The 11,655-nt window shown below is 66.7% G+C and carries 13 protein-coding genes; 5 read left to right on the top strand and 8 right to left on the bottom strand.

What is annotated here, in order from left to right:
• Positions 1 to 66 precede the first annotated feature (66 nt).
• Complete coding sequence (locus B9N75_RS05900) at positions 67 to 501, top strand: hypothetical protein (protein WP_085217960.1); 435 nt, start codon at positions 67 to 69, stop codon at positions 499 to 501.
• Between the two features lie 90 nt (positions 502 to 591).
• Here B9N75_RS05900 and lpdA read toward each other — a convergent pair whose 3' ends face one another.
• Both lpdA and B9N75_RS05885 read right to left on the bottom strand, forming a co-directional pair.
• Positions 592 to 2,004 (bottom strand): dihydrolipoyl dehydrogenase, encoded by a 1,413-nt coding sequence (gene lpdA, locus B9N75_RS05895; RefSeq protein WP_085217959.1) that lies wholly within the window; start codon positions 2,002 to 2,004, stop codon positions 592 to 594.
• 240 nt (positions 2,005 to 2,244) lie between these two features.
• A complete protein-coding gene (locus tag B9N75_RS05885; protein ID WP_085217957.1) occupies positions 2,245 to 3,588 on the bottom strand; it encodes a pyruvate dehydrogenase complex dihydrolipoamide acetyltransferase in 1,344 nt (447 codons plus the stop codon).
• A 136-nt stretch (positions 3,589 to 3,724) separates the two neighbouring features.
• Between B9N75_RS05885 and B9N75_RS05880 the strand changes: the two genes are divergently transcribed.
• A complete protein-coding gene (locus tag B9N75_RS05880; RefSeq protein WP_072047179.1) occupies positions 3,725 to 4,177 on the top strand; it encodes a universal stress protein in 453 nt (150 codons plus the stop codon).
• 98 nt (positions 4,178 to 4,275) lie between these two features.
• Here B9N75_RS05880 and B9N75_RS13935 read toward each other — a convergent pair whose 3' ends face one another.
• The 4 genes from B9N75_RS13935 to B9N75_RS05860 all read right to left on the bottom strand — a co-directional run bounded on the left by B9N75_RS13935 (position 4,276) and on the right by B9N75_RS05860 (position 7,076).
• Positions 4,276 to 5,322, bottom strand: coding sequence for an RcnB family protein (locus B9N75_RS13935; RefSeq protein WP_157123715.1), 1,047 nt, complete (start codon positions 5,320 to 5,322; stop codon positions 4,276 to 4,278).
• A gap of 50 nt (positions 5,323 to 5,372) precedes the next feature.
• The gene (locus B9N75_RS05870; RefSeq protein ID WP_085217955.1) at positions 5,373 to 5,882 is read right to left on the bottom strand and encodes a GAF domain-containing protein; all 510 of its coding nucleotides are present in this window, start codon (positions 5,880 to 5,882) and stop codon (positions 5,373 to 5,375) included.
• Between the two features lie 137 nt (positions 5,883 to 6,019).
• The gene (gene arfB, locus B9N75_RS05865; protein ID WP_085217954.1) at positions 6,020 to 6,433 is read right to left on the bottom strand and encodes an alternative ribosome rescue aminoacyl-tRNA hydrolase ArfB; all 414 of its coding nucleotides are present in this window, start codon (positions 6,431 to 6,433) and stop codon (positions 6,020 to 6,022) included.
• Complete coding sequence (locus tag B9N75_RS05860; protein WP_085217953.1) at positions 6,420 to 7,076, bottom strand: RluA family pseudouridine synthase; 657 nt, start codon at positions 7,074 to 7,076, stop codon at positions 6,420 to 6,422. The genes arfB and B9N75_RS05860 overlap by 14 nt, the downstream gene beginning before the upstream one ends.
• Positions 7,077 to 7,258: 182 nt before the next feature.
• On the opposite strand from B9N75_RS05860, the gene ctrA reads away from it, so the two are divergent.
• Both ctrA and B9N75_RS05850 read left to right on the top strand, forming a co-directional pair.
• Positions 7,259 to 7,960 carry a response regulator transcription factor CtrA gene (gene ctrA, locus B9N75_RS05855; protein ID WP_085217952.1) on the top strand — a complete coding sequence of 234 codons (702 nt, stop codon included), beginning with the start codon at positions 7,259 to 7,261 and terminating at the stop codon, positions 7,958 to 7,960.
• A 113-nt stretch (positions 7,961 to 8,073) separates the two neighbouring features.
• Positions 8,074 to 8,427 carry a GFA family protein gene (locus B9N75_RS05850; protein ID WP_085217951.1) on the top strand — a complete coding sequence of 118 codons (354 nt, stop codon included), beginning with the start codon at positions 8,074 to 8,076 and terminating at the stop codon, positions 8,425 to 8,427.
• A 104-nt stretch (positions 8,428 to 8,531) separates the two neighbouring features.
• Here the strand turns inward: B9N75_RS05850 and nadB are convergent, their stop codons facing one another.
• The gene (nadB, locus tag B9N75_RS05845; protein WP_085217950.1) at positions 8,532 to 10,142 is read right to left on the bottom strand and encodes an L-aspartate oxidase; all 1,611 of its coding nucleotides are present in this window, start codon (positions 10,140 to 10,142) and stop codon (positions 8,532 to 8,534) included.
• A gap of 171 nt (positions 10,143 to 10,313) precedes the next feature.
• Positions 10,314 to 11,243, bottom strand: a complete 930-nt coding sequence (locus tag B9N75_RS05840; RefSeq protein WP_085217949.1) for an ABC transporter ATP-binding protein — start codon at positions 11,241 to 11,243, stop codon at positions 10,314 to 10,316.
• 82 nt (positions 11,244 to 11,325) lie between these two features.
• Between B9N75_RS05840 and B9N75_RS05835 the strand changes: the two genes are divergently transcribed.
• A complete protein-coding gene (locus B9N75_RS05835) occupies positions 11,326 to 11,517 on the top strand; it encodes a zinc-finger domain-containing protein (RefSeq protein WP_085217948.1) in 192 nt (63 codons plus the stop codon).
• Positions 11,518 to 11,655 lie beyond the last annotated feature (138 nt).

Below are 11,655 nucleotides of genomic sequence, written 5' to 3'. Positions count from 1 at the left end.
GCTCTTGCCAGCATCGGCGAAGCGTGAGAGCCTTCGCGCGTTTCGATGCTGCCTGGGGTGGCGCGCATGGAAGGTTCGCGGAAGCGGCCGGCGCATCTGTGGATCGTCGGCGTCGTATCGGCGCTGTGGAATATGATCGGCGCCTATGATTTCACGATGACGCAGGCGAGCCCGGATACGCACCTTGCCGCCTATACGGCATCGCAGCGGGCGTGGATCGACGGTTTCCCGATTTTGATGGAGGTCGGCTGGGGGCTCGGCACGGTTGGCGCGCTGGCGGGATCGCTGCTGCTCATCGCGCGCAGCCGCTATGCGCTCGCCGCCTTCGCCGCATCGCTTGTCGGGCTGCTGATCGTGACGCTCTACACCTATGGGCCCTATCCGCCGCCGCCCGAGATGCAGGGCGGCGCTGCGGTGGCGCTCAACCTCGTCATCTGGGCTGTCGCGATCGCGCTGTTCCTCTACGCGCGGCGGATGCAGGCGAAAGGCGTCTTGCGCTGAGGTGATGTTCCCCGGCGAAAGCCGGGGTCCAGTCTGTCAGCGCGGAACAAGTGTCGGCGATTGGGCTCTGGCGTTCGCCGGAGCACCGCATCACATGTGCAGGACGCGGCCGTAGGCGGCGAGGACGCTTTCGTGCATCATCTCGCTCAGCGTCGGGTGCGGGAAGACGGTCTGGATCAGCTCCTGCTCGGTCGTCTCCAGCGTCTTGCCGATGGTGTAGCCCTGGATCAGCTCGGTGACTTCCGCGCCGATCATATGCGCGCCGAGCAGTTCACCGGTCCTGGCGTCGAACACGGTCTTGATAAAGCCCTCCGCCTCGCCCAGCGCGATCGCCTTGCCGTTGCCGATGAAGGGGAAGGTGCCGGCTTTGACGGTATAGCCGGCTTCCTTGGCCTTGGCCTCGGTGAGGCCGACCGATGCCACCTGCGGATGGCAATAGGTGCAGCCGGGAATGTTGCGGACGTCCATCTCGTGCGGGTGGACGTCCTTGTTGCCGAGCGCCTGCGCGATCGCCTCGGCGGCGATGACGCCCTCGTGGCTCGCCTTGTGCGCAAGCCAGGGCGGCGCGGTGACGTCGCCGATCGCCCAGACGCCCTCGACGTTGGTGCGGCACAGGCCGTCGGTCTTGATATGGCCCTTCTCGGTCGCGACCTCGAGCGCCTCCAGCCCGATCGCCTCAGTGTTGGGCACGATGCCGATCGCGACGATGACATGGCTGAAGTCGCCTTGCACGACTTTTCCATCCTTGCCCTTGATGCTGGCCTTCACGCCCGACGCGCCGGCCTCGATCTTGTCGACGCCCGCGCCGGTCATGATCGTCATGCCCTGCTTCTTCAGTGATTTTTCGAGGAAGGCGGAGACGTCCGCATCTTCGACCGGTACGATGCGGTCGAGCATTTCGACCACCGTCACCTCGGCGCCCATATCGTTGTAGAAGCTGGCGAACTCGATTCCGATCGCGCCGGAACCGATGACGAGCAGCTTGTTCGGCATTTCGGGCGGCGTCATCGCGTGGCGATAGGTCCAGATGCGCTTGCCGTCGGCCTTGGCGAACGGCAGGTCGCGCGCCCGCGCACCGGTGGCGACGAGGATATGCTTGGCGGTCAGCGTCTCGCTGCTCTTGTCGCCCTTCACCTCGAGCTTGCCGCCCCCCAGCAGCTTGCCCTCGCCCATGTGCACGGTGATCTTGTTCTTCTTCATCAGGTGCGTGACGCCCTGATTGAGCTGCTTCGCCACCCCGCGCGAGCGTTTCACGACGGCTTCGAGATCGGCGCTGATCTTCTCCGCCGCGAGCCCGTAATCCTTGGCGTGCTGCATATAGTGGAAAATCTCGGCCGAGCGGAGCAGCGCCTTGGTCGGGATGCAGCCCCAGTTGAGGCAGATGCCGCCGAGCTGCTCGCGCTCCACGATCGCGGTCTTGAGGCCGAGCTGCGCCGCCCGGATCGCCGCGACATAGCCGCCGGGCCCCGAGCCAAGGACGATGAGATCGTAGGTGTCAGGCATTGAGCCAATCCTCTGCTAAACGCCACTGGCCTTCGGCATAGCGACGGTCCTTGGAGCGAATGTCCGGGTCATCGAGAAAATGGTAGATGTGATCCGGAACTATGAACGATACGCGCTTGCGGCGGTGAGGCCACGTAAGGGACGCCAAGACTGACCATCGTGCGGTGAGCGAAGCTGGCTCCGCCCCCATTTGCTCCTTGCGAAGCAGGCTCAGAAACTGCTTGCGCCACCACTCGTCAATCAAGCAATCATCCCCAGCGGGCTTTCGACCAGGCGCTTGAAGGCCTGCATCAGCTTCGCGCCGTCGGCGCCGTCGATGGCGCGGTGGTCGAAGCTGCCGGTGGCGCTCATCACGGTCGCGATCTGCAAGGACTCGTCGATCACATAGGGGCGCTTCTCGCCCGCGCCGATCGCCATGATCATCGCCTGCGGCGGGTTGATCACCGCATCGAACGCCTTGATGCCGAACATGCCCATGTTCGAGATGGAGGCGGTGCCGCCCTGATATTCATTGGGCTGCAGCTTGCCCTCCTTGGCGCGGCCGGCGAGATCCTTCATCTCGGTGGCGATCGCGGAGAGCGACTTGGTGTCGGCGCCGGTGATGATCGGCGTGATGAGGCCATTGGGGATCGACACCGCCACCGAAATGTCGGCGCGGCCGAACTTCAGGAGCTGATCGCCCGCGAAGCTGACGTTGCACTCCGGCACCTCGATCAGCGCGACGGCGAGCGCCTTGATCAGCATGTCGTTGACCGACAGCTTCACGCCGCGCGCCTCGAGCGAGGCGTTGAGCTGCGAGCGCAGCTTCAGCAGCGCGTCGAGCTGGATGTCGACGGTCAGATAGATGTGCGGGATCTGCTGCTTCGATTCGGTCAGGCGGCGCGCGATCGTCTTGCGCATGTTGGAGAGCTTGACCGCCTCGTGCGGGATGTCGGTCTCGACTGGCTGGCTCGGCGTCGCGGCGGCGGGCTTGGGCGCATCGCCGGCCGCTCGCTCGGGCTGCGCCGGACGCGCGGCCGCACCGCCGTCGAGGTCAGCCTTGACGATCCGGCCGCCCGGGCCGGAGCCGGTGATGCCCGAAAGGTCGATGCCCTTCTGCTCGGCGAGACGGCGGGCCAGCGGGCTCGCCTTGACGCGATCCTCATTGGATTTGGGCGCGTCCGCCTTCACGGCCGCACCCACCCCTCGGTCCCCTCCCTGGGAGGAAGGGGAAGATTGTGCAGGAGCGTCCGACTTCCCGTCTTGCTCCCCTCCCTCTTTCAGGGAGGGGCTGGGGGTGGGTTTTTCTTCTTCCTTTTCCTTCTTCTTCTCGGGCGCGCTCGCGGCGGCAGAGGCATCCTCGCCCTCAGCGGCGATCAGCGCGATCACCTCGCCCACCTTCACGCCGTCCGATCCTTCGGGGATCAGGATCTTGGCGATCGTGCCCTCGTCGACCGCTTCGAACTCCATCGTCGCCTTGTCGGTCTCGATCTCCGCGAGGATGTCGCCCGACGCGACGCTGTCGCCCTCCTTCACCAGCCATTTGGCAAGCGTCCCTTCCTCCATCGTCGGAGACAAGGCGGGCATCTTGAGTTCGATTGGCATGGTGGGCGTGTCCTCGCTGCGCTCGGCCCTGCTTCAAAAGCGCAGGGCGGCGGGCGGGTCAAGGGCCGGGCGGGCGCGCCGCCTTGCATCAGGGGCGGTTCTGGCGCAGCATTCCGGCAAGAGGGGGACTGCAATCATGAGGGCCTATCTGGTCGTCATCGACGAGACCAAGGAGGCGCGCGCCGCACTGCGCTTTGCCGCGCGCCGCGCCGCGCGCACCGGCGGCAGCGTCGAAATCCTCGCGCTGATCCCGCCCGCCGAGTTCGTGCAATGGGGCGGCGTCCAGGCGACGATGGAAGAAGAAGCGCGGCTCCGTGCCGAGGCGATGGTGGCGCAGGCTTCGGGCGCGATCGTCGAAGAGGCCGGCATCCGCCCCTCGATCACCGTCAAGCAGGGCGAGCCGATCAAGGCGGTCACCGAATTCCTGAAGGAACGCGACGACATCGCGGCGCTGGTGCTCGGCGCCGCGGAAGGCGCGCCGGGGCCGCTGGTCAGCCACTTCGCCGGCAGCGCCGCGGGCAGCCTGCCCTGCCCTCTGATGATCGTCCCCGGCACGCTCGAAGATGAAGCGCTCGACCGGCTGACCTAGCGCGGCGTTTGTGTGTTCCCCGGCGAAAGCCGGGGCCCAGACACAGTCTTCCGCTTGCGACTGGGCTCCGGCTTTCGCCGGAGCACATATTACAGTCCTCAGCCGCGCTCGCCCGGATAGGGCACCGCCTTCGCCTTCACCTTGCGCAGCTTCCGCTTCGGCGTGTGGCGGACGACCTTGTCGACATAATAAGTATGCTTGGTGACAACGGGTTCGGTGGTCACCGTCGTCTCGGTGATCGTTACCGGCCCATAGGCATAATAATAGCCGTACGGGTAATAGCCGTAGCCATAGGGATAGGCCGGAGCGCCGCCCTCATAAGCATAGCCATAGGCCGGCCCGCGCGGATCGTGGTCTTCCACCCAGGCATAGTCCTGCTCGTCGGGGTAGAAGTCGCCATCGCCGACATAGGCGGGGATGCCGCGATCGTCATAGCCCCAGCCGTCGCCATATTGATCCCAGTCGAGCCCGTAGCGGCCGTCGCGCACGGTGCCGCGGCGATCGACCAGCAAGGCGTCGTCATAATAGCGCACCCAGCGCTCGTCGCCATGCGGCGGCGCGAAGCCGTAACGGTGCGGATCGCGGACGCGGTAGTCGTCGCCGGACCAGTAGCGATCGACCTGCCCGCCGCGATCGACGCGGCGATAATCGGCATAATCGTTCGACGCGTGATGCGCGTGGTGCTGCGGCGCGGCCTTCGCAGAAGGCGGCGGCGCGGGACGCTCGGCGACGGCGACCGGCGGGCGCGGCGCGGGAGCCGCGCGCTCGGCAACCACCGGCGGGGCCGGGCGTGCTGCCGGAGGCGGCGGCGTAGGACGCGATGCGACGGGCGCAGGTGCCGGACGCGCCGCGGGCGGCGGCGCGGGACGCGAGGCGACCGGCGCTGGTGCAGGTCGCGCGGCAGGCGGCGGGGCCGGGCGCGACGCGGCTTGCGGGGCAGGCCCGGGCGCCGGCGCTGCGGGTGGGGCCGGCGTGGCGGCGGGCGCAGGCGTCTGCCAGCTCACGCCCGCTTGCGGGCGGTTCGGCAGGTTGAGCCGCGCGTCGGGCGTATCCTCCCACTTTTCGGGCGGATCGACGGTCTGTGCGTGGGCGGCGGCCGATGCCAGCACGGCGGCGCTCAACCCCAGGACGGAAAGCCTCTTCATCGCATCATCCCCTGCCAGCCCCGGCGAGGCGCGGGAGCCCTGATGCGGTGTTAACCTTCGATCGCGGCCTTTTCTACCGACGCCAGCCGCGCCGCGATCCGCCGTACCAATTCGACACAGCCGATAACGTCGGCATCGTCGAACCGCGCCTTCGCCGGGCTGTCGAGATCGAGCACGCCGATCAGCGCGCCGTCATGGACGATAGGCACCACCAGCTCGGACGCCGATGCACTGTCGCAGGCGATATGGCCGGGGAAAGCATGAACATCGGCAACGCATTGCACCTCGCGCGTCGCCGCGGCCGCACCGCACACACCCTTGCCGAAGGGGATGCGGATGCACGCCGCGCGGCCCTGGAACGGGCCCAGCACCAGCTCGCCGCCGACATTGCGGTAGAAGCCCGCCCAGTTGAGACCGGGCAGGCTCTCGAACAGCAGCGCCGCGACGTTGGCCATATTGGCGATCGCGTCGGGCTCCCCGCGGGTCAGCGCATCCGCCGCCTCGGTCACCTGCCGATAGAGCTCGGCCTTGTCGTCGGTTGCGATCTTGAAATTGTACATGCCTGTCCTTCCCATCCTCCCCCGGCGAAGCCGGGGGAGGGGGACCATGCCCAGCATGGTGGAGGGGCCTTGCTGCGTCAGCATACCCTCCACCGTCCTTCGGACGGTCCCCCTCCCCGAGCGTGCTCGGGGAGGATCTAGTCGAGCCGCACTTTGCCGCGGCCCTGCTTCACTGTCGCGCGCTTGACCTTCGCATCCACCCGCCGCGCCTTGGCGGCCTTGCTTGGCTTGGTCTTCACCCGCTTGGGCGCACGGACATGGGCCTTGGCGATCAGTTCCTCAAGCCGGGCGCGGGCATCGGCTCGGTTCGCTTCCTGCGTGCGGAAGCGCTGCGCGGTGATGACGATCTCGCCACCCGCGGTCATCCGGCTGCCGGCAAGCTCCTTCAGCCGGGCATAAGCATAAGGTGCGAGGCCGAGCCGGAAGACATCGCAGCGCAGCTGCACCGCGGTCGCGACCTTGTTGACGTTCTGCCCGCCCGGGCCGCTGGCGGCGATGAACCGCTCCTCCAGCGCATCCTCCGGCACCGGGAAGCGGTCAGCCGGGGGCATCGGGGAAGCCGGCGTAGGGGAAGCTCGGCGGCAACGGGGCCTTGGCCTCGACCGGCGCTTTGCCGTCGCGATCGAAGGCCAGCGTCCAGGCGTGGAGCAGCATCGGGCCTTTGCCGGCGCCATAGACCGGATCGCCGGAGATCGGCAGGCCGAGGCCGCTCGCGGCGTGGACGCGGAGCTGATGGGTGCGCCCGGTCTCGGGCGTGAAATGGACGAGCGCGCGGCCCTTCGCCTCGGCGACAACGCGCCAGTGGCTCACCGCGCGCTTGCCGCCCGCATCGCCGACCATCCGCCAGCCCGCCTCCGCGCTGGAGACCTTGGCGAGCGGCAGATCGATCGTACCCTCGGCCTTGTCCGGCACGCCGTCGAGCACTGCGAGATAGGATTTGCGCACCGCGCCCGCCTCGAACGCCTGATTGAAACGGACATGCGCCTTGGGATTGCGCGAGAGCAGGAGGCAGCCCGACGTGTCGCGATCGAGCCGGTGGACGGGCTGCGGCAGGCGGCGGAAGCCGAAGCGGAGATCGCCCAGAAAATCCTCCAGGCTGCGCGGCGTGCGCGGCCCGGGATGCACCGCCATGCCTGCGGGCTTGTCGATGACGAGCGCCTCGCCATCGAGAAAAAGAATACGGTCCTGCCACATAGTAAAACCACTGCACGTGCTGTTGCCGATGCGCAACGATTGCATCCCCTATCGCAACGCGCGCCCGTTTAACCCGGAATTAACCTTTTAACTTCATTTATCGCGTGATTAACAAATCTTTCCGGTGTGGAAATTCCGACGGTTAACAACGACCGACACCGCAAAGCAGGGGGCCTTGCCATATGCGCGTGCTGCTGATCGAAGACGAGCCGACGACGGCCAAGAGCATCGAGCTGATGCTGGGCGCCGAAGGCTTCAACGTCTACACGACCGACCTGGGCGAAGAGGGCTTGGACCTCGGCAAGCTCTACGATTACGACATCATCTGCCTCGACCTCAACCTGCCCGACATGCATGGCTACGACGTGCTGAAGAAGCTGCGCGTCGCCAAGGTCGGCACGCCCGTCCTGATCCTCTCCGGCGTCGCCGAGATGGATTCCAAGGTGCGCGCGCTCGGCTTCGGTGCCGATGATTATGTGACCAAGCCGTTCCACCGCGACGAGCTGGTGGCGCGCATCCACGCTATCGTCCGCCGCTCCAAGGGCCATTCGCAGTCGGTGATCAAGACCGGCAAGCTGGCGGTGAACCTCGATGCCAAGACCGTCGAGGTCGATGGCGCGCGAGTGCATCTGACCGGCAAGGAATATGCGATGCTGGAGCTGCTCTCGCTCCGCAAGGGCACCACGCTCACCAAGGAGATGTTCCTCAACCATCTCTACGGCGGAATGGACGAGCCCGAACTCAAGATCATCGACGTCTTCATCTGCAAGCTGAGGAAGAAGCTCTCCTCGGCCTGCGGCGGCGACAATTATATCGAGACGGTATGGGGCCGCGGCTATGTGCTGCGCGATCCAGAAGAACTGCCCGAGGCGCAGGTCGCCTGACTTCCCATCACATTCGAGGGGCCGGGAGCGGCGCCGCAGCGATGCGGCGCCGTTCTTGTATCGTTCCGTCGCGCGCGCGATAGTCGCGCCCGATTCGGACGAGGAGACAGGGCATGGCGTTTCGCGGTAGCTGCCATTGCGGCAAGATCGCCTATCGGGTGGACGAGGATGCGCCGGCGAAGGCGATGGCGTGCAATTGCTCGATCTGTCGGCGGCAGGGCAATCTCCACCACTTCACCACGCCTGAGAAATTCCATCTCGAGACGCCGCGCGACGCGATCACCACCTATCTTTTCAACAAGAAGGCGATCGAGCATCATTTCTGCTCGGCCTGCGGCTGCGCACCCTTCGCCGAAGGCACCGGGCCGGACGGCAAGATGATGGTCGAGATCAACCTGCGCTGCGCCGAGGATATCGACCTCGACGCGCTGGAGATCACGACGTTCGACGGCGCGCATAAGCTTTAGTCCGTCATCGCGAGGCGCGTAGCGACGCGGCGATCCAGCGGGTGTCCGACAAAGAATGGATTGCCGCGCTTCGCTCGCAATGACGAAGTGCGGAGAGGTGCCCGTCAGGGCGCCAGCACGGTGTCCACCGCGCGGGCGCGGGTTTCGGGATAGTCGAGCGTATAGTGGAGGCCGCGGCTCTCCTTGCGGTGGAGCGCCGAGCGGACGATGAGCCCCGCGACCTCGACCAGGTTGCGCAGCTCGATGAGATCCGGCGTCACCCGGAAATTGCCGTAATATTCGTCGATTTCCTGGCGGAGCAGTGCGACGCGGTGCTGCGCGCGTTCGAGCCGCTTGGTGGTGCGGACGATCCCGACATAATCCCACATGAAGCGGCGGATCTCGCGCCAATTGTGGTGGACGACGACCTCTTCGTCGGAGTGGGTGACGCGGCTTTCGTCCCATGCGCGGATCGCGGGCGGCGGCGGCAGATCGTCCCAGTGCGCGCCGATATGCTTCGCCGCCGCCTCGCCGAACACAAAACATTCGAGCAGCGAGTTAGAGGCGAGCCGGTTGGCGCCGTGCAGCCCCGATTGCGATACCTCGCCGGCGGCATAGAGGCCGGGCAGGTCGGTCCGCCCGTCAAGATCGATCACCACCCCGCCGCAGGTATAGTGCATCGCGGGCACGACCGGGATCGGCTCCCTGGTGATGTCGATGCCGAGCTCGGCGAGGCGCGCGCGGATCATCGGGAAATGCGCCTCGATGAAGTCGGCCGGCTTGTGGCTGATGTCGAGATGGACATAGTCGAGGCCGAGCCGCTTGATCTCATGATCGATCGCGCGCGCCACCACGTCGCGCGGCGCAAGCTCGGCGCGCTCGTCGAAATCGGGCATGAAGCGGTGGCCGCCAACGCCCGGAACCGTGTCCGGGATCTTGAGCTGGCCACCCTCGCCGCGCATCGCCTCGGTGATGAGGAAGTTTTTGACCTCCAGATTGTAGAGGCAGGTCGGGTGAAACTGGTTGAATTCCATGTTCGACACACGGCAGCCCGCGCGCCACGCCATCGCGATGCCGTCGCCCGTCGCACCGCGCGGCGCGGTCGAGAATTGATAGACGCGCCCTGCGCCGCCCGTCGCCAGGATCGTCGCGCGGCCGGTGAAGAGCTGCACCTTGCCGCTGCCGCGATGCAGCGCATAGACGCCCCAGACATGCCCCGCGCCCGAATAGCGGACGCCGTGCCGCCCGGTGGCGAGATCGACCGCGACCATGTCCGCGACCAGCTCGATATTGGGGTGCGCGTGCGCCGCCTTCTCCAGCGCCTCTTGCACCGCCCAGCCGGTCGCGTCGGCGACGTGGACGATGCGGCGGTGGCTGTGCCCGCCCTCCTGCGTCAGGTGCCAGCGTTCTCCGCCGTCCTCGCCCGGATTGAACGGCACGCCGAGCGCGGCCAGCCGCTCGATCGCGGCGGGCGCATTCTCGACGACGAACTCCACCGTCTTGCGGTCGTTGAGCCCCGCGCCGGCGATCATCGTATCCTCGATGTGCCGCTCGAAACTGTCGCCTGGCTCCAGCACCGCGGCGATGCCGCCCTGCGCCCAGGCGGTCGACCCCTCGTTGAACCGCCCCTTGGCAAGCACCGCGACCTTGAAGCGATCGGCGAGGTTGAGCGCCGCCGTAAGCCCCGCAGCACCGGAGCCGACGATGACGACATCATATGCGCGCGGGGCGGTCATGGCTTCAATCCCCCCTCCCGCTTGCGGGAGAGGGTTAGGGTGAGGGTGCGAGCGCAGGGAGCATTGAGCATCTCCACCCTACCCTCACCGCTGCGACTAGGGCGCTCCCTTCGGGACCACCCAAGTCTCGCTCCTCTCCCGCAAGCGGGAGAGGGATGGGTAAGTGGCATTTTACGCCGCCGCATTGGCCGCCCGGGTGAGGTTGAGGAACACGTCCTCCAAATCCGCCTCGCGTGTCGAGACGTCGACGATGCCGAGCCCGTCCTTTTGGAGCGCGGCGAGCACTTCGCCCGCGTTCACCCGGTCCTTGCGGTAGGTGATCGCCAGCGTCCGCTCGTTGACCATCTCGATCTTGTCGAAACAGTCGGCGGCGGGGATGGCGGCGAGGTCGCGGTCGACCGTCACCTCGACCGCCTTCTCCTGCGCCATGCCGACCAGGGTGCGCGTCGCCTCGTTGGCGATCAGGCGGCCGTGGTTGATGATCGCGATGCGATCGCACAGCTCCTCCGCCTCCTCCAGATAATGGGTGGTGAGGACGATGGTGACGCCCTCGGCATGAAGGCTGCGGACATAATCCCAGAGCTGCTGGCGAAGCTCGATATCGACGCCCGCGGTCGGCTCGTCGAGCACCAGGATCGGCGGCGAATGAACCATCGCCTTGGCGACCAGCAGCCGCCGCTTCATGCCGCCCGACAGCGTCCGCGAATATGCGCGCGCCTTGTCCTCCAGATGCATCGCGCGAAGAAGCTCCATGCTCCGCCGCCGCTCCTTCGGAACGCCGTAGAGCCCGGCCTGAATCTCCAGCGTCTCGAACGGGGTGAAGAAGGGATCGAAGATGATCTCCTGCGGCACGATGCCGATCGACGCCTTGGCGTTGCGCGGGTGCACGTCGATGTCGAAGCCCCAGATCGTCGCGCGACCGCCGGTCTTGTTGACGAGGCCGGCGAGGATGTTGATCAGCGTCGACTTGCCAGCGCCATTGGGGCCGAGCAGCCCGAAGATCTGCCCGCGCGGCACCTCCAGGCTCACCCCGTCCAGCGCGCGCTTGCCGCCGGCATAGGTCTTTTCCAGGTCTTCGATCAGGATCGCGGCATCGGTCATGTCGCATCGCATAGCGGCTCGGCCCGGCGCCGCAAAGCCGCAGCGATTGCGCGGGGACGGGCGCGTTGCTAAGGGCGCCGCCATGCAGACGGACCGCTTCACGCCCGAAATCGCCACGGTCGACAAGCCCCGCGTCGCCTGCGACGGCGCCACCGAGATCAGCCCCGCGCTCGGACACCCGCGCGTCTGGCTGCAGATCGACGAGAAAGGCTTCGTCGATTGCGGCTATTGCGACAAGCGCTTCGTGCTGAAGGGTGGCCCGGCGGACACCTGAGGCGCCTCTCGACACGCCGTCTCGACAGGCTCGACGGCTGCTCGAAATGAGCGGACGGAGTTTTTTAGAAGCCGCTCATCTCGAGCCAGCGTCGAGCGAAGCCGAGACGCGCGGTCGAGAGATCGCTCGCAATGACGC

Origin of the sequence: Allosphingosinicella indica, assembly GCF_900177405.1 — a bacterium.
GTDB lineage: Bacteria > Pseudomonadota > Alphaproteobacteria > Sphingomonadales > Sphingomonadaceae > Allosphingosinicella > Allosphingosinicella indica.
The sequence above is the reverse complement of the archived record's forward strand: the minus strand, read 5'-3'. Positions and strand labels throughout refer to the sequence as shown.